This is a genomic window from Rhodococcus rhodochrous (assembly GCF_014854695.1).
Classification (GTDB): Bacteria; Actinomycetota; Actinomycetes; order Mycobacteriales; family Mycobacteriaceae; genus Rhodococcus.
Genome location: NZ_CP027557.1, coordinates 485669 through 503075 on the forward strand (window position 1 = coordinate 485669; position 17407 = coordinate 503075).

15 protein-coding genes are annotated in these 17407 nt (G+C 68.9%); 14 read left to right on the forward strand and 1 reads right to left on the reverse strand.

The annotated features are described in order from the left end of the window. Positions 1-230: 230 nt before the first annotated feature. From ssd to C6Y44_RS02240, 11 genes are all read left to right on the forward strand, one after another. Entirely contained in the window at positions 231-1301 is a 1071-nt protein-coding gene (gene ssd / locus C6Y44_RS02190) for a septum site-determining protein Ssd (protein ID WP_159416875.1), read from the forward strand. Beyond that, positions 1298-2470: a TadA family conjugal transfer-associated ATPase gene (locus tag C6Y44_RS02195; RefSeq protein WP_192378618.1), complete on the forward strand. Its 1173-nt coding sequence runs from the start codon at positions 1298-1300 to the stop codon at positions 2468-2470. The genes ssd and C6Y44_RS02195 overlap by 4 nt, the downstream gene beginning before the upstream one ends. Next, complete coding sequence (locus C6Y44_RS02200) at positions 2467-3270, forward strand: type II secretion system F family protein (protein ID WP_159416865.1); 804 nt, start codon at positions 2467-2469, stop codon at positions 3268-3270. The genes C6Y44_RS02195 and C6Y44_RS02200 overlap by 4 nt, the downstream gene beginning before the upstream one ends. After that, positions 3267-3842 (forward strand): type II secretion system F family protein, encoded by a 576-nt coding sequence (locus C6Y44_RS02205; protein WP_159416864.1) that lies wholly within the window; start codon positions 3267-3269, stop codon positions 3840-3842. The genes C6Y44_RS02200 and C6Y44_RS02205 overlap by 4 nt, the downstream gene beginning before the upstream one ends. A gap of 46 nt (positions 3843-3888) precedes the next feature. Beyond that, positions 3889-4107: a DUF4244 domain-containing protein gene (locus C6Y44_RS02210; protein WP_120281229.1), complete on the forward strand. Its 219-nt coding sequence runs from the start codon at positions 3889-3891 to the stop codon at positions 4105-4107. Between the two features lie 18 nt (positions 4108-4125). Then, positions 4126-4491 (forward strand): TadE family type IV pilus minor pilin, encoded by a 366-nt coding sequence (locus C6Y44_RS02215; protein WP_159416863.1) that lies wholly within the window; start codon positions 4126-4128, stop codon positions 4489-4491. Continuing rightward, entirely contained in the window at positions 4488-4847 is a 360-nt protein-coding gene (locus tag C6Y44_RS02220; RefSeq protein WP_159416862.1) for an Rv3654c family TadE-like protein, read from the forward strand. Before C6Y44_RS02215 ends, C6Y44_RS02220 begins: the two co-directional genes overlap by 4 nt. 444 nt (positions 4848-5291) lie before the next feature. Beyond that, a complete protein-coding gene (locus C6Y44_RS02225) occupies positions 5292-6905 on the forward strand; it encodes a peptide ABC transporter substrate-binding protein (protein WP_225623701.1) in 1614 nt (537 codons plus the stop codon). Between the two features lie 81 nt (positions 6906-6986). Then, positions 6987-7910, forward strand: a complete 924-nt coding sequence (locus tag C6Y44_RS02230) for an ABC transporter permease (protein ID WP_106200723.1) — start codon at positions 6987-6989, stop codon at positions 7908-7910. After that, on the forward strand, positions 7910-8857 hold the full coding sequence (locus tag C6Y44_RS02235) for an ABC transporter permease (RefSeq protein ID WP_120281231.1): 948 nt from the start codon (positions 7910-7912) through the stop codon (positions 8855-8857). Before C6Y44_RS02230 ends, C6Y44_RS02235 begins: the two co-directional genes overlap by 1 nt. Positions 8858-8861: 4 nt before the next feature. Continuing rightward, complete coding sequence (locus C6Y44_RS02240) at positions 8862-10574, forward strand: ABC transporter ATP-binding protein (RefSeq protein WP_120281232.1); 1713 nt, start codon at positions 8862-8864, stop codon at positions 10572-10574. Between the two features lie 7 nt (positions 10575-10581). Here C6Y44_RS02240 and C6Y44_RS02245 read toward each other — a convergent pair whose 3' ends face one another. Continuing rightward, positions 10582-12930, reverse strand: a complete 2349-nt coding sequence (locus C6Y44_RS02245) for a DEAD/DEAH box helicase (protein ID WP_159416861.1) — start codon at positions 12928-12930, stop codon at positions 10582-10584. Between the two features lie 434 nt (positions 12931-13364). Here C6Y44_RS02245 and C6Y44_RS02250 point away from each other — a divergent pair, with 434 nt between their 5' ends. From C6Y44_RS02250 to topA, 3 genes are all read left to right on the forward strand, one after another. Beyond that, positions 13365-13568: a cold-shock protein gene (locus tag C6Y44_RS02250; protein ID WP_003935252.1), complete on the forward strand. Its 204-nt coding sequence runs from the start codon at positions 13365-13367 to the stop codon at positions 13566-13568. A 163-nt stretch (positions 13569-13731) separates the two neighbouring features. Next, entirely contained in the window at positions 13732-14337 is a 606-nt protein-coding gene (locus C6Y44_RS02255; RefSeq protein WP_159416860.1) for a hypothetical protein, read from the forward strand. 93 nt (positions 14338-14430) lie between these two features. Continuing rightward, positions 14431-17397: a type I DNA topoisomerase gene (gene topA, locus C6Y44_RS02260; protein WP_230792505.1), complete on the forward strand. Its 2967-nt coding sequence runs from the start codon at positions 14431-14433 to the stop codon at positions 17395-17397. Positions 17398-17407: the final 10 nt, after the last annotated feature.

The following is a 17407-nucleotide window of genomic DNA, read 5'->3' on the forward strand; positions in this document are numbered from 1 at the left end:
GCTGAACGCAGACGGCCCTCGCCTCCTCCCCCCTGGCGAGGGCTGTCGCTTTGTGTGAGGGCCTTTCCCATACGTCTTCGTACTGTCTTCTACACCCGCCGACCTGCGCACAGGTGCGACGAGGGTGCGCACGGCCGGGTTGTCCACAGGCCCCCGATTCATCCACAGGCGGGGCTTCCGAGGCCGTTCCCCCGGCGCTCACGACCCCGCAGCGGGGCAGCCTGTCGGGCATGAACGACATCCTCGGACTGGTCGACGATCCTGCGCTGGTCGCCGACCTCCGTCGCGTGGTCGCGGCGGCCGATCGCACGCTGCACGAGATGTCCGTGCCGGTGCCCCGCAGGGCGTGGACCGACGCGGCGATCGTCGTCCTCGACGCGTCCGCAGCAGCGGCATGCGCGGCCGGATATCCCCGCCGCCCCGGCGTGATCCTCGTGTGCAGCGGGACGGCCGGCCTGGCGGACTGGCAGGCCGCCGCGACCGTCGGCGCCGAACACGTCCTCGCCCTCCCGTCCGAGGAGGTGGAACTGCTCTCGATCGTCGCAGCCGCCGACGAGCCCTCGACCGGTGCCGGTACTGTCCTCGCGGTCGTCGGAGGATGCGGGGGAGCGGGCGCGTCGTCCTTCGCCGCCGCACTGGCCTGGGCCGCGGGGAACGACGAACGACGCGACACCCTGCTCGTCGACGCCGATCCGTTCGGCGCGGGACTCGACGTCCTGACCGGTCTCGAGGAGCGTCCGGGAGTGCGGTGGTCCGGTCTCACCGTCGACGGCGGACGAATCTCCGCGCGTGCCCTGCGCGACGCCGTGCCCGTATGGGCATCCGGGGTGGGCGTCCTGTCGACCGACCGCGAGAACACCGATCGGCTCACCGCCGTCGCCGCAGAGTCGGTCGTCGACGGGGTACGCGGAGCGGGAGCAACCGTCGTCTGCGATGTGGGGCGCAGCTTCGACCCGGTCGCCGACGCGGTGATCGCACTGGCCGACCTCACCGTGGTCGTCGTGCCGGCCCGGATCGGTGCGGTGCTCTCCGCTGCCCGGGTCGCCCGCACGCTCGCGGCGCGGGGTGAGCCCGCCGGAGTCGTCGTCCGCGGACCTGCACCCGGGGGCCTGCGAGCCGTCGACGTGGCCGACGCGGTGGGCCTGAACGTGCTCACTTCGATGCGTCCCGAGCCGGGCCTGAGCGAGATGCTCGAACGCGGTGGCCTACGGCTGCGGCCACGCTCGCCGTTGCTCGGTGCGGCGCACGACGTGCTGGCGGCCGTGGAGGCCGACCGCGCCGGCCCGGGACGTGCGGCATGACCGGGATCCTCGGGGACGATCTCCTCTCGCGGGTCCGCGACCGTCTGGCCGACGAGACGGGGGAGCTCACTCCGGCCCGCGTCGCCGCGGCCCTGCGCGCGGAATCCGGGGGAGTGCTCGGAGACTCCGATCTGCTTGCGGCACTGCGGCATCTGCAGACCGAACTGACCGGAGCGGGCCCGCTCGAGGCTCTGCTGGCAGACCCGGCGGTGACCGACGTGCTCGTCACCGCACCCGACCGGGTCTGGGTGGATCGCGGCAACGGACTGCACCTGACCGAGGTCACCTTCCCCGACGAGGCCGCGGTCCGACGACTCGCTCAGCGACTGGCACTGTTCGCCGGGCGTCGGCTCGACGACGCTCAGATGTGGGTCGACGGCAGGTTGCCCGGGCACGGTGAGTTCGGTGTCCGACTGCACGCGGTCCTCTCTCCGGTCGCGCAGGCCGGGACGTGCCTGTCGCTGCGGGTCCTGCGACCCGCGACCCAGGGACTCGAAGCACTGCGGGATCGCGGTGCGGTCTCCGGGGCCGCCTACCGGTTGCTGCTGCGCATCGTTCGCGCGCGTCTGGCCTTCCTCGTCGTCGGCGGTACGGGTGCGGGGAAGACGACGATGCTCGCGGCGCTGCTCGGCGCGGTGGACCCGACCGAACGCATCGTCTGCGTCGAGGACGCCGCCGAACTGGTCCCGGCCCACCCGCACGTGGTGCGCCTCGTGGCACGGGCACCCAATGTGGAGGGCGTCGGTGAGGTCACCGTCCGCGATCTCGTGCGGCAGGCGCTGCGGATGCGACCGGACCGCATCGTCATCGGTGAGGTGAGGGGCGCCGAGGTCGTCGATCTTCTCACCGCGCTGAACACGGGTCACGACGGTGGTGCCGGGACCGTGCACGCCAATTCGCCCGACGAAGTGCCCGCGCGGCTCGAGGCCCTTGCCGCGCTCGGCGGTCTCGACCGGGCGGCGCTGCACAGCCAGTTCGTCGCAGCGGTGCAGGTGATTCTGCACGTCCACCGCGGCAGCGACGGAGTGCGACGTCTCGTGGGGATCGGCGTGGTCGAGCGGGACCCCGTCGCGGGCGTGATCGTCACGCCCGCATGGACCCACGACAGGGGCGACGAGCACGGCATGGACACCCTCGAACGGATCCTGCGTCGACGGGACGCGCCGTGAACGCGACGCTCCTGTGCCTCGCGGCGGCGCTGTTCGTCCTGCCGTCGTCCTCGGCCCGCCGTCGACTGCGACGCGGGGTGCCCGACGCGGCGCCGCGCCCGATACCGCGCGCCCTCGTCGCCGGGGTGGTGGTCGTCGTGCTCACGACGGTTGTGGTGTGGGCGGGGATCACGCCGGCCGTGGCCGGCGCGACCGTCGCGGCGACCGTGGTGGGGCGTCGTCGATCGCGTCGTCGCGCTGCGGAGCTCGATCGGCAACGGCGGATGTTGCTGTCGGGACTCGACACCGTGATCGCGGATCTGCGGGTGGGGACGCATCCCGCCGACGCGTGCGAGACGGCGGCTCGGGAGACGGCCGGGTCCGTCGCCGGTGCCTTCCGGGTCGCTGCGGCCCGGGCGCGACTCGGCGGGTCGGCGGCACACGGATTACGATCTGCTGCAGCATCGTCGGACGGCGATGGCGTCGCCGACAGTCTGGACCGTGTTGCCGACGCGTGGGCGGTCTCCGACCGTCACGGTCTCGCTCTCGCCGAACTGCTCGGGGCCGCGCGCGTCGATCTGGCCGCGCGTATGCGGATCCGTGCCCGTACGGAGGCAGGTCTCGCCGGCGCGCGGGCCACGGCGACGGTCCTGGCGGGACTGCCGGTGCTCGGGGTGGGTCTCGGGCAACTCATGGGCGCCGCTCCGCTCGGCATCCTTCTCACCGGTGGGCTCGGCGGCGTCATGCTCGTGGTGGGCACTGCGCTGGTCTGTGCGGGTCTGTTGTGGACGGATCGGATCGCGGCACGGGTGGGGACATGAGCGCGACGTGGGCGGTGTTGCTGGGAGCGGCCTCGCTCGTCGTCGCGCCGACACCTCGTGGAACCACCCGCTTGTTCTCCACGAGAACCCTTGCCGATCAGTCGGATACAACTACACCCGAGACCGACCCGCACGCGCTTCCCGCCGCCTTCGATCTCTTCGCGGCGTGCCTGCGCGCAGGGATGCCCGCCGGTTCTGCGGCGCGGGTCGTCGCGGAGTCTGCTCCACCCGACCTCGCGGCGGCGTTGCGGAGAGGAGCCGACCGATTGGCGCTCGGAGCCGATCCGGCCGATGCGTGGGGAGGTTCGGGAGCGGTCGACGCGCTGGACGATTTCGCCCGCGCGGCACGACGATCCGCGAAATCCGGTGCGCCCCTGTCGGACATCGTCGCCGAACTCGCGGTCCGGCATCGCGCCGAGACGGAGGACCGGGTGGCTGCCGAGATCGATCGGGCCGGAGTGCTCGTGAGCGGGCCGCTCGGTCTGTGTTTTCTGCCTGCTTTCGTGTGCCTGGGCATCGTGCCGGTCGTCGTCGGCCTGGCGCGGGACGTCCTGGGTGCGGGGCTGATGTGAACGTCGGCGCGGACGGTCCGCGCCGCACGGATGGGAGGGACGGAAGATGGGGAAACGAACACCGGACGCAGGGCTCGCACGTGGCCTGCGTGGTCGTCTCGGCGGGCTCGTCGTGCAGGACGACGGCATGTCGACGGCGGAATATGCGATCGGGACCATTGCGGCGGCGGCTTTCGGGGCGGTGCTGTACACCGTGGTGACCGGTGATTCGATCGTGTCCGCGCTGACGGGCATCGTCGAGCGTGCCCTGAACACGGCGGTGTGACACCGAAGCATGCGAAAGATGCTCGGACGACGCTGGTTACGTGCCTTCGTTCGTGAGGACGAAGGCGGGGTCACCGTCGAAGCGGCTCTCGCCGTCGCGAGCCTGGTCACGGTGCTCGTACTGTGCCTCGGTGCGGTGCTGGGCATCGCGTACCAGGTGCGGTGCCATGACGCCGCCCGCGAAGCCGCCCGCCTCGCTGCGCGGGGAGACCAGGCGAGGGCGATCGAGGTGGCCATGCGAGTCGCGCCTCCGGACGCACGCGTGGCGGTACGCGAGGAGGGAGATCTGATCGTGGCGGTCGTGACCGCGGAGAGTCCGCTGCTCCCGTTGCTGACCCTCACGGCCGAGGCGGTGGCGGTGCGCGAGCCGGAAGGAACGCGATGAGGTCGGGCCCCTCCCTCCTCGGCGACGACGGGAGCGCGAGTGTGATCGGCTGCGCCGTGATGGCCGGCCTCATCGCGATCACGGCCACGTTGCTGCACGTCGGGTCGGTCGTCGTCGCACGTCATCGTGCGCAGGCGGCGGCCGACCTGGCGGCGGTGGCGGTCGCCTCGGCACTGGACCGCGGGGTCGTGGAGGCCTGCGAGGCGAGCGAGGTGATCACCACACGGATGCGAGTGCGATTGCGGCGCTGCGAGATCCACGAGTGGGATGCGCTCGTCGAGGTCACCGCTGCGGTGTCGGCCCTCTTCGACGGGAAGGAGGCGACGGCCGTCGCGCGAGCCGGTCCTGCCCGATGAGGCCGTCGGCGGGTCGCTCGCGGCCGTATCCAGCGGATTCGCGCTCATTGCTTACCTGTGCTTATTATGTGTGACGGTCGTCATAGACGATTGTGGACACAGTGGTGGTGGACGAAGCAATTCCGGTTCCCGGTCGGGCAGCGGTAAGGGGTGCGGGAGCGGATGTAGTGCGGGGATGAGGGTCGGTTCCGTGGTCGGAACCCTTTCGCATCGACGTATCCGGCAGGCGACGTGTGTTCCTGTCTGATTACGAAGGTATTTCGTTCGTTCTTTTCCGGTCCCCCGATCGGGGGACGCCGCGTGACGGACTCTCGAAGTGTGTCCAGAGTCCCCCGGCATTCCGGGCTGCACATCGTTCGCACTGTGGCCCACACCGACACCGCGGACCATCGCGGCCTGCGCGGACGGCGACCCCGTCCCGCGGGAACTGAGGGAGGATCGATCTTGAGGGTCAAGCGCGTAATCGCGGCCGTGTCGGCAGGCTTCGTGGCTGCCGGCCTGCTCGCGGCATGTGGGGGCGGCAGCGCTTCCGGTGCCGAGGGCGTCTACAGCCTGCACATCATGCAGCCCGAGAACCCGCTGGTTCCGGGCAACACCACCGAGAGCGAGGGCAATCAGGTCCTCAAGTCACTGTTCACGCCGCTGGTGCGCTACAACGACGAGACCAGCGACGTGGAGTACACCGGCGTCGCGAAATCGGTCGAGTCCGAGGACCAGATGACCTGGACCATCGAACTGAACGAGGGCTGGACGTTCCACGACGGAACTCCCGTCACCGCGAAGTCGTATGTCGACGCGTGGAACTACACCGCTCTGAGCACCAACGCGTACGGCGCCTCGTACTTCTTCGAGAACGTCAAGGGATACGACGAGCTGCAAGCCGCCGACGGTGCCGAGCCCGCCGCGACCACCATGTCGGGCCTCGAGGCCGTGAACGACACGACGATCTCCGTCGAGCTGAAGGAACCGTTCGCGATCTTCCCGGTCACCCTCGGGTACACCGCGTTCTACCCTCTGCCCGAGGTGTTCTTCGACGACCCCGAGGCGTTCGGTCGCCGTCCGATCGGCAACGGCCCGTTCAAGGCAGACGAGGACTTCGTCGACGGTCAGGGCTTCACCGTGACCAAGTACGAGGAGTACGCCGGCGACAACCCGGCGCAGGCCGAGGGCGTGCAGTTCAAGGTCTACACCGAACTGACCACCGCCTACACCGACGTCCAGGCCGGCGGCCTCGACGTGCTGCTGGACCTGCCGCCGGACGCCTGGGCCACCGCCCGCGACCAGTTCGGTGATCGCTACGTCGAGCGCGCCCGCCCCGACATCACCGCGCTCTCGTTCCCGACCTACGACGAGCGTTTCGCCGACCCGCGTGTCCGCGAAGCATTCTCGATGGCGATCGATCGTCAGGCCATCACCACGGCCATCTTCACCGACACCCGCACGCCGGCGGCCTCCTTCGGGTCGCCCGTCGTCGAGGGCTACCGCGAGGACGCCTGCGGCGCCAAGTGCGAGCTGAACGTCGAGCAGGCCAACAAGCTGCTCGACGAGGCCGGCTTCGATCGCAGCCGGCCGGTCGATCTGTGGTTCAACGCCGGAGCCGGGCACGACCAGTGGATGACCGCGATCGGCAACCAGCTCCGCAGCAATCTCGGTGTCGAGTACGTGCTTCGCGGCGACCTGCAGTTCGCGCAGTACCTGCCGCTGCAGGACGACAAGGGCATGACCGGTCCGTTCCGGATGGGCTGGATCATGGACTACCCGTCGCTGTACAACTTCCTGGCTCCCGTCTACAGCACGGCCGCGATGCCGCCGGCCGGGTCGAACATGACCTTCTACAGCAACCCCGAGTTCGACGGGGCCCTGTCGGCCGGTAACAACGCCGACACCCTCGACGAGGCCACGGTGGAATACCAGCGCGCCGAGGACATCCTGTTCCGCGACCTGCCCGCCACGCCGCTCTTCTACGGACTGAACCAGGCCGTGACGAGCGACCGGGTCGACAACGTGAAGATCGACGCGTTCGGTGACATCGTGACCGAAGAGGTCACGGTCGGCTGAGTGACGAGTGGTGGGGTGTCCCGCGCAGACGGGACACCCCACCACCCGTGTAGGACGTTCTGTTCCGTATAGGAGAACCCAGTGGGTCGCTTCATCACGCGCCGAGTGCTGTTGACCGTTCCGGTCCTGATCGGCGCCTCGTTCCTCATCTTCGCGATGGTCTACGCCCTTCCGGGCGATCCCATTCGCGCGCTGGCGGGCGATCGCCCGCTCGCTCCCGCGGTCGTGGCGCAGCTTCGCGCCCAGTACAACCTCGACGATCCGTTCTTCGTCCAGTACATCAAGTACGTCGGTGGACTGTTCCAGGGCGACTTCGGATCCGACTTCTCCGGTAGGCCGGTGCTGGACACCATCTCGCAGCGGCTGCCGGTCACCATCCAGCTGACCGCGGTGGCCGTGGTCTTCGAGATTCTCATCGGCGTCACGGCCGGTGTGCTCGCAGCGCTGCGCCGCAATTCCTTCTTCGACAATCTCGTGCTCGTCTCGTCGACGCTGCTCGTCTCGATCCCGGTGTTCGTCCTCGGCTTCGTCTCGCAGTACGTCCTGGGATACAAGCTGGGTCTGTTCCCGATCGCCGGTATCAACGACGGCTGGTACAGCTACCTGTTGCCCGGTCTGGTGCTCGCATCCCTGTCGATGGCCTACGTGGCACGACTGACGCGCACCGCGGTCTCGGAGTCGATGGCGGCCGATTACATCCGCACCGCCCGCTCCAAGGGCGTCGGATACAGCCGCATCGTGACCCGGCATGCCCTGCGCAACAGCCTCATCCCGGTCGTGACGTTCATCGGTGCCGACATCGGGGCGTTGCTCGGCGGCGCGATCATCACCGAGTCCGTGTTCAACATTCCCGGGCTCGGCCGCGCCATCTTCGACGCTGTGCAGAACCAGGAAGGTGCAGTGGTCGTCGGCATCGTCACGCTGATGGTCTTCTTCTACATCTTCTTCAATCTCGTCGTGGACGTGCTGTACGCATTCCTCGACCCACGGATCAGATACGAGTAGTGGTGATGGATTCCAATAACGCCGAGGCCGCCCGCCAGCACGCCGTGCAGGAAGGTGAGCCGGGAAATGTCGTGACCGGTGAGGCCGTCGAGCTCGTCGGCCAGGCGAGTCTGTGGGGCAACGCGTGGAAGAAGCTGCGCCGCAGCGCGTTCTTCTGGTTCGGAGCCGTCATCACGATCGTCCTCGTCGCGATGGCGGTGGTGCCGCAGGTGTTCGCCCGCGGGATCGATCCGCGGGCCTGCGACCTGTCGGACACCCGTCTCCCACCCAGCGCGGAGCACTGGTTCGGAACGGATCTGCAGGGCTGCGACTACTACGCCAACGTCGTCTACGGCGCCCGCGTGTCGCTGTCCATCGGTCTGCTGGCCGTCATCGGTGTGCTGGTCATCGGTGTCCTGATCGGTTCGCTCGCAGGATATTTCGGAGGAATCCTCGACAGCGTGCTGGCGCGGTTCACCGATGTATTCTTCGGCATCCCGCTCCTGCTCGGCGCGCTCGTGCTGCTGACCGTGACCAGTGAGAGGACGGCCCTGACGGTCGCGATGGCGCTGATCGCCTTCGGCTGGATGACCGCGATGCGCCTGGTGCGGTCGTCGGTCATCGCGGTCAAGGGCAGTGAGTACGTCCAGGCGGCGCAGGTGCTCGGCGCGTCGACCTTCCGCATCCTCGTCCGGCACATCCTGCCGAACGCCCTGACCCCGGTGCTGGTGTACGCCACCGTCGCCGTCGGTACGTTCATCGCGGCCGAGGCTGCGCTGTCGTATCTCGGTATCGGTCTGCAGATGCCGGCCATGTCCTGGGGCCTGCAGATCAACCTGGGTCAGAGCTACCTCTCCACCTCGCCGCATCTGGTGCTGTTCCCGGCAGGATTCCTATCGGTCACGGTGCTGGCCTTCATTCTCATGGGTGATGCGCTGCGCGATGCGCTCGACCCGAAACGGAGCTGACGCAATGAGTCTCGATACGCGCGAGAAGACCACCCCCGGCGCCCCGATCCTGGAGGTCTCCGGTCTGACCATCGACTTCGAGGTGGACCGGACCTGGCGGACCGCCGTGCGCGACGTCTCGTTCGAGGTGGCGCGCGGAGAGATCGTGGCGATCGTCGGCGAATCCGGTTCGGGTAAGTCGACGACCGCCATGGCGGTACCGGGTCTGCTCGCCGACAACAGCCGGGTCGACGGCAGCATCACCCTCGATGGGCGCGAGCTCGTCGGTCTGACGGAACGCGAGCTGAACTCGGTGCGCGGCAAGGACATCGCCGTGATCTTCCAGGAGCCGATGACGGCTCTCAATCCCGTCTACACGATCGGGTGGCAGATCACCGAGGCCATCCGGGCGCACGCCGACGTGACGAAAGCCGAGGCGAAGGAGCGCGTGGTCGAGCTGCTGCGTCTCGTCGACATGCCCGAACCCGAGAAGCGCGTCGGCTACTACCCGCACCAGCTCTCCGGCGGTCAGCGTCAGCGCGCGATGATCGCGCAGGCCCTGGCATCCGAGCCGTCGGTGCTCATCGCCGACGAACCCACCACCGCTCTCGACGTGACGGTGCAGGCGGAAATCCTGCAGCTCATGCGCGACCTGCGCGAGCGGGTGGACGCGGCGATCGTGCTCATCACGCACGACATGGGTGTGGTCGCCGACATGGCCGACCGCATCATCGTCATGCGCGACGGTGCGATCGTCGAGCAGGGGACGTCGGATCGGATCTTCGGCACGCCGGAGCACGCCTACACCCGCGAACTGCTCGCCTCGGTGCCCCACCTCGGCTCGCGCGCCGGTGAGGTGGGTGCCGACGACACTCCGGACGTGCAGTACGCGCTCCGGTTCGTCGACGCGGTGATCGAGTACCCCGGTGCCCGACGCAACAGCGGCTTCCGCGCCGTGGACGGGGTGAGTCTCGACATCGAACCCGGTGAGGTCGTCGGGCTCGTCGGCGAATCGGGCTCGGGTAAGTCGACCATCGGCAAGGCCGCGGTCGGCCTGGTCGGGCTGCACTCGGGTTCGTTGTCCGTCGGCGGTGTGGACATCACGAAGATGTCGGCGCGCGACCTGCGTCCTGTACGCCGCAAGATCGGCATCGTCTTCCAGGATCCGGGTTCGTCGCTCAATCCGCGGTGGCCGATCGGACAGTCCATCGCCGAGCCGATGCTGCTGCACACCGAGATGGACCGCACGCAGCGGGACAAGAAGGTCGAAGAACTCCTCGATCAGGTCCATCTGCCCCGCGACATGCGCAACCGCTATCCGCACCAGCTCTCCGGCGGACAGCGTCAGCGGGTCGGCATCGCCCGGGCCCTCGCGCTCGAACCGACACTGCTGATCGCGGACGAACCCACCTCCGCGCTCGACGTGTCGGTGCAGGCCAAGGTGCTCGAGCTGTTCCGGGAACTGCAGCGTGAGTACGGCTTCGCGTGCCTGTTCATCAGCCACGACCTGGCCGTCGTCGAGGTGCTCGCCCGTCGCATCGCCGTGATGCGCGCCGGCAGACTCGTCGAGTTCGACCGGACCGATCGCATCCTGCGTTCGCCGTCGGATCCGTACACCAAGCGACTGCTGGCGGCCGTTCCCGTCCCGGATCCGGCCGAGCAGGCGCGCCGCCGCGAGGCGCGTGCCGCGCTGCTGGCCGCCGAACGCGCCGAGGCCGGAGGCGCGCCGGTGGCCTGAACCGGCGTCACCCCCCGATCGCAGCGAGGACGGCACCGAGGACGCCGACCGCACCGGCCTTGTCGAGAGGATCGTTGCCGTTCCCGCACTTGGGAGAGTACACGCACGACGGGCATCCGGCGGCGCACTCGCACGCCGCGACCGCATCGCGGGTCGCGGTGAGCCACTTGGTGATCCGGTGGTATCCGCGTTCGGCGAATCCGGCACCGCCGGGCTGTCCGTCGTAGACGAAGACGGTGGGCAGCCCGATGTCGGGGTGCAGGTCGGTGGAGACACCGCCGATGTCGCCGCGATCGCACGTCGCGAGCAGGGGGAGCAGACCGATCGCGGCATGCTCGGCGGCGTGGAGTGCGCCGGGCACGCGATCGGGGGTCACCCCGATCCGGTCGAGCAGGTCGGGGTCGATCGTGTACATCACCGCGCGGGTGTCGAGCGTGTGCTCCGGCATGTCGAGGGGGATCTGGTCGAGCACCTCCCCGGACGGCAGGCGGCGCAGATAGCCGACCACGCGATGCGTCACCTCGACCCCCACGGACGCGACCGTGACGGGCCCGAACTCGCGGTATTCGTCGACGGAGATGCAGCAGATGTCGGTGATCTCGCGTGCGCTCGTCGACCATTCCGGGTCCTCGGCGTGCACGAGGGCGATGCCGTCGTCGAGATACAACTCGTCGACGACGAAGGTTTCGCCCTGGTGCAGGTGCACCGCCCCGGGGTGAACGGTCGCGGGGGCGCGGGCGGCATCGACGGTGCCGAGCATGCGACCGGTGTCGCCCTCGACGATCGAGACCTGGTGGCCGATCCCGCCGCGGATCTCGACATCGCCGTGCGGTTGCGTTCCCGGGGTGACGAACCAGCCGTGCGGGCGGCGCCGGATCAGTCCCTGCTCCGCGAGGTCCGTGAGGACGTCGAGCGCGCCGAACTCCTCGACCTCGGCATCGTTGAGCGGCAGTTCCGATGCAGCGCAGAGGAGTTGGGGTCCGAGCACGTACGGATTGTTCGGATCGGTGACCGTCGCCTCGACCGGCCGGTCGAGCAGTGCCTGCGGATGGTGCACGAGATAGGTGTCGAGCGGATCGTCCCGCGCGACCAGCACGACGAGCGAACCCTGCCCGCGGCGGCCGGCGCGACCGCCCTGCTGCCGGAAGGACGCGACCGTGCCCGGGAATCCGGCGACGATCACCGCGTCCAGACCGGCGATGTCCACTCCGAGTTCGAGGGCGTTGGTGCTGGCGACGCCGAGCAGACGGCCGTCGGAGAGAGCGGCCTCGAGATCGCGCCGATCCTCGGCGAGGTAGCCCGCTCGGTAGGCCGCCACCCGGTCGACGAGATCCGGTGCCGCCTCGGCGAGAAGCCGGCGTGCACCCATGGCCGTGAGCTCGGCGCCGTGACGCGACCGGACGAACGCCAGGGTGCGGGCACCTTCGACGACGAGGTCGGCGAGAAGACGCGCGGCCTCGGTCCCGGCGGCCCGCCGCACCGGAGCGCCGTGTTCGCCCGTGAGTTCGCGCAGCAGGGGCGGCTCCCACATCGCGACGGTGCGGGGTCCGTGCGGCGAACCGTCCTCGGTGACCTCGCGGCAGGGTGCTCCGATGAGCCGGGACGCCGCCACCCCCGGTTCCGCGGTCGTCGCGGAGGCGAGGACGAAGACGGGATCGGCGCCGTACCGGCGGGCGACGCGCCGGAGCCGACGCAGGATCAGTGCGACGTGCGAGCCGAACACACCCCGATAGGAGTGGCATTCGTCGACGACGACGTACCGCAGGCGTCGCCACAGCCGGGCCCATCGTGCGTGGGCGGGCAACAGCGACAGGTGCAGCATGTCGGGATTGGTGAAGATCCAGCGCGAGTGCCGGCGCGTCCACTGCCGGATCTCGGTGGAGGTGTCGCCGTCGTAGGCGCACGCGCACACGGTCGACAGGGCGTCGATGTCGGAGGTCAGTTCGGTGACCGCGCGCAGCTGGTCCGCGCCGAGGGCTTTGGTGGGCGACAGGTACAGGGCGGTGGCCTGCGGGTCGTCGGCGAGCGCGCTCAGGACGGGCAGCTGGTAGGCGACCGACTTGCCCGACGCGGTGCCGGTGGACACCACCACGTTCTCCCCGCCGGCCGCGATGTCGGCGGCGCTCGCCTGGTGGTGCCAGGGACGCTCGACGCCCTGTTCGCGGAAGGCCCGGACGACGTCCTCGTGTGCCCACTGCGGCCAGTCGCTGTGGTGGGCGGGTCGGGCCGGGATCTCTGCGACGTGGGTCAGCGGTGACTCGCCCGTCGGGGTGCCGGCGAGCAGCCGGTCGAGCAGCTCACGACCGTAGGTGGGGGCGGTGGCGTCGCCGCTGTGGAGGAAGGGCGAGCCGGTCACGCAGTACTCCGCTGGGTCGGACGAGGTGTCTGTCGGAAACGTCTGTCGATAGGAGTGTGTCGGATACGGGGAGGCTGTGTCGGATACGGGAGACCCGGGTCCGGGACGAGTGGGGCCACAGTGGCTTCCCGTAACATGGGAGCAACAGCTACCCGTGGGTAATGCTACCGAGACATGAACAAGATCAGGGAATTGGCACGTTTGTGCCCATTCCTACTGTTGCGCGTGCCCAGAACGTGGTTGACTGACACCCGGTCGCAGCTTCTGTGTTCGTAGACTTGGAAAAGTGCACGCTCGCAGGATCGATGGTTGCGAGCGCGGTGCTTTAGCTCTTCCAACGGGGGACTCGAGAAGTACAGCGGTCGGAACCGGGACCTGGCGGATCGCGTACCCGGCGGTTCGTCGAATCCGGTGTTAGAAAGAGAAGGAAAAGCATGGCACAGGGCACTGTGAAGTGGTTCAACGCGGAGAAGGGCTTCGGCTTCATCGCTCCTGAGGACGGCTCCGCCGACGTGTTCGTTCACTACTCCGAGATCCAGGGTTCCGGCTTCCGCACCCTCGAGGAGAACCAGCGAGTCGAGTTCGAGGTCGGTCAGGGCACCAAGGGCCCGCAGGCCACCGGCGTGCGCGCACTCTGATCCACCCGCTCGAGCGAGCAACCGGGCAAGGTCAACCACCTCGCCCGATCGTCCCCCGTCGCCTCAGGTGATGGGGGACGATGCATTTTCCGGGACGTGTGCGCGAACCGGTCGCGGAACCTCGCCGCCTCGTCGCGCTCACGGAGCCGGGAGAGGAGGACCCGTGAGTCAACTGTCCTTCTTCGGGGCCGACACGATGCCGCCGGCCCTGGCCGACCTGAGCGGCCTGCTCGCGGCACACGGACGTGCGCGTCTCACCGACGACGGCGCAGTGCTGACCGTGGAGGTCGACGCCGAATGGCGCGCCCGTGCGATCGTGCAGCTCGTGACCGACACGGGAGTCGAGGCGGACATCGCCGTCGACGGTGAGCTGTTCACCGTCAGCACGTCCACCGACTCCGCTCTCGTCCCGCTCGCGACCCAGTGGAACAGCAGCGACGGCAAGACGGTCCCGACCGGCTGGGTTCCGTCCTCGCGGGCCCAGCGGGCGTGGTTCCTCGCGTCCGGTCGCATGGAGGTCGAGGGAGCACAGTATGTTCTCGGTCTGGATCCGACGGCTCCCGACACCCATGCAGTTCTGGCGCAGGCGCTCATGCGCGCCGGCATCGCACCGACCCTGATCGGTACGCACGGCACCGGTGGGCCGGGGTTGAGGATCTCCGGCCGGAGGCGTCTGACGAGGCTCGTCGAGAACATCGGTGCACCTCCGGACGCCGACGCGGCACGACGGATCTGGCCGCACGTGGAACCGGGTGATCATCACTTGTGAAGAGCCGTTCCCCGAGGATGTGCGACCCTGTGTGTGGCCGCGTCTGGGGAACGGGTCGGTATACATGTCTTCGAACAAGACGACATGTCGGCAATGAGGGAAGGTGCGGGCGGCACGGTGGCAGCACGGGAGAAGAGCACTGCGGGCGGTTCGTCGGGCACGCGTCGGCTCGTGATCGTCGAGTCCCCGACCAAGGCGAGGAAGATCGCTCCCTACCTCGGTCGCGACTACGTCGTCGAGGCATCGGTCGGTCACATCCGCGACCTGCCGCGCGGTGCCGCGGACGTCCCCGCCAAGTACAAGGGCGAGTCGTGGGCGCGCCTCGGTGTCGACGTCGATCACGACTTCGAACCCCTCTACGTCGTCAGCGCCGACAAGAAGACCAAGGTCTCGGAGCTGAAGAGCCTGCTCAAGGACGCCGACGAGCTCTACCTCGCCACCGACCCCGACCGTGAGGGCGAGGCCATCGCCTGGCATCTGCTCGAGACCCTCAAGCCCAAGGTGCCGGTCCGGCGCATGGTCTTCCACGAGATCACCGAGCCCGCCATCCGCGCGGCCGCCGAGAACACCCGCGATCTCGACAACGACCTGGTCGACGCGCAGGAGACCCGCCGCATCCTCGACCGTCTGTACGGCTACGAGGTCAGCCCCGTGCTGTGGAAGAAGGTCATGCCCCGTCTGTCGGCGGGTCGTGTGCAGTCGGTGGCGACCCGCGTGATCGTGCAGCGCGAACGCGAGCGCATGGCGTTCAAGTCCGCCGAGTACTGGGACATCGCGGCCACGATGGACGCCGGCGCCGATGCGAGCCCCCGTTCGTTCGGTGCCCGCCTGGTCAACGTCGACGGTTCCCGTGTCGCCTCGGGTCGCGACTTCGGGCCCGACGGGAACCTGAAGTCGAACGGTGTCGTCGTCCTCGACGAGGACCGTGCACGCCGCCTCGCGGAGGCACTCGCCGGTGTCGCGCTGACGGTGTCGTCGGCCGAGAGCAAGCCGTACACCCGCAAGCCCTACGCGCCGTTCATGACGTCGACGCTGCAGCAGGAGGCGGGCCGCAAGCTGCGGTTCTCGTCCGAGCGCACCATGCGCACCGCGCAGCGTCTGTACGAGAACGGCTACATCACCTACATGCGTACCGACTCGACGACGCTGTCCGAGTCGGCGATCGCGGCGGCCCGCGCACAGGCCACCCAGCTGTACGGTGCCGAGTTCGTCCATCCGACGCCGCGCCAGTACACCCGCAAGGTCAAGAACGCGCAGGAAGCACACGAGGCGATCCGTCCCGCCGGCGACGTCTTCGCCACCCCCGGCGAGCTGCACGCGCGCCTCGACGGCGACGAGTTCAAGCTCTACGAGCTCATCTGGCAGCGCACCGTCGCCTCGCAGATGGCCGACGCGCGGGGCACGACGCTGACGCTGCGCATCACCGGCACCGCGGGCAGCGGCGAGGAGTGCACCTTCTCGTCGTCGGGCCGCACCATCACGTTCCCGGGCTTCCTCAAGGCGTACGTCGAGAGTGTCGACGAGGAGGCCGGTGGTCAGTCGGACGACGCGGAGTCGCGTCTGCCGAACCTGTCCGAGGGCGCGTCGGTCACCGCGACGAAGCTCGATCCGGACGGTCACTCCACCAACCCGCCCGCCCGGTACACCGAGGCGAGCCTGATCAAGACGCTCGAAGAGCTCGGGATCGGCCGGCCCTCGACCTACGCGTCGATCATCAAGACCATCCTCGACCGCGGCTACGTCTACAAGCGTGGCAGCGCGCTCGTCCCGTCGTGGGTGGCGTTCGCCGTCATCGGCCTGCTCGAAGCGCACTTCGCCCAGCTCGTCGACTACGACTTCACGGCCGGGATGGAGGACGATCTCGACGAGATCGCCTCCGGTCACCGGCAGCGCACCGACTGGCTGACGCGGTTCTACTTCGGCAGCGACGACGGTCACGAGGAGTCGGTCGCGCGCAAGGGCGGCCTGAAGAAGCTGGTGGGGGAGAACCTCGAGGACATCGATGCCCGCGAGATCAACTCCATCCGCCTGTTCGACGACTCCGAGGGTCGTGAGATCCACGTGCGTGTGGGTCGCTTCGGTCCGTACCTCGAACGGATGGTCACCGACCCCGACAACCCCGACGCCGAGCCGACCTCGCAGCGGGCGAACCTGCCTGACGACCTGCCGCCGGACGAGCTCACCCTCGAGTACGCCGAGAAGCTCTTCTCGACGCCGCAGGAGGGACGCGTCCTCGGTGTCGATCCGTCGACCGGCTACGAGATCGTCGCGCGGGAGGGTCGCTTCGGTCCCTACGTGACCGAGTTGATCCCCGATCCCGAACCCGAGCCCGAACCGGAGCCGGACGTCACGCCCATCCCCGTCGAGGAACTCGGCTCGGAGGGAGAGGGCGGCACGAAGACCGCCACCAAGAAGGCCGTCGCCAAGAAGGCAGCGAAGAAGGCTCCCGCGAAGAAGGCCGCGAAGAAGACCGGCCCGAAGCCTCGCACGGGTTCGCTGTTCAAGACGATGGACCTGTCCACGGTCACCCTGGAAGACGCCCTGAAACTGCTGTCGTTGCCGCGCGTGGTGGGTGTCGATCCGGAGTCCGGCGACGAGATCACCGCTCAGAACGGCCGCTACGGTCCGTACCTGAAGAAGGGCACCGACTCGCGGTCGCTCGCGAACGAGGAGCAGATCTTCACCGTCACCCTCGAGGAGGCGTTGAAGATCTACGCGGAGCCGAAGCGCCGCGGCCGGCAGGCCGCCGCCACGCCGCCGCTGCGCGAGCTGGGCACCGACCCGGTCAGCGGCAAGCCGATGGTGATCAAGGACGGCCGGTTCGGTCCGTACGTCACCGACGGTGAGACGAACGCGAGCCTGCGCAAGGGCGACGAGGTCGAGTCCATCACCGACGAGCGGGCATCCGAACTGCTCGCCGACCGTCGGGCACGCGGTCCGGCCAAGAAGACCGCGAAGAAGACTGCGGCGAAGAAGACTGCCGCCAAGAAGACCACCGCCAAGAAGACGGCGGCGAAGAAGACGACGAAGAAGGCCGCCGCGAAGAAGACGACGGACTGACGGGTCCCCG

Excerpts from the sequence above, each read along its gene's own strand:
- ssd (WP_159416875.1), top strand. The coding sequence starts at position 231 with ATGAACGACATCCTCGGACTGGTCGACGATCCTGCGCTGGTCGCCGAC.
- C6Y44_RS02195 (WP_192378618.1), top strand. The coding sequence starts at position 1,298 with ATGACCGGGATCCTCGGGGACGATCTCCTCTCGCGGGTCCGCGACCGT.
- C6Y44_RS02205 (WP_159416864.1), top strand. The coding sequence starts at position 3,267 with ATGAGCGCGACGTGGGCGGTGTTGCTGGGAGCGGCCTCGCTCGTCGTC.
- C6Y44_RS02210 (WP_120281229.1), top strand. The coding sequence starts at position 3,889 with ATGGGGAAACGAACACCGGACGCAGGGCTCGCACGTGGCCTGCGTGGT.
- C6Y44_RS02215 (WP_159416863.1), top strand. The coding sequence starts at position 4,126 with ATGCTCGGACGACGCTGGTTACGTGCCTTCGTTCGTGAGGACGAAGGC.
- C6Y44_RS02220 (WP_159416862.1), top strand. The coding sequence starts at position 4,488 with ATGAGGTCGGGCCCCTCCCTCCTCGGCGACGACGGGAGCGCGAGTGTG.
- C6Y44_RS02240 (WP_120281232.1), top strand. The coding sequence starts at position 8,862 with ATGAGTCTCGATACGCGCGAGAAGACCACCCCCGGCGCCCCGATCCTG.
- C6Y44_RS02250 (WP_003935252.1), top strand. The coding sequence starts at position 13,365 with ATGGCACAGGGCACTGTGAAGTGGTTCAACGCGGAGAAGGGCTTCGGC.
- topA (WP_230792505.1), top strand. The coding sequence starts at position 14,431 with ATGAGGGAAGGTGCGGGCGGCACGGTGGCAGCACGGGAGAAGAGCACT.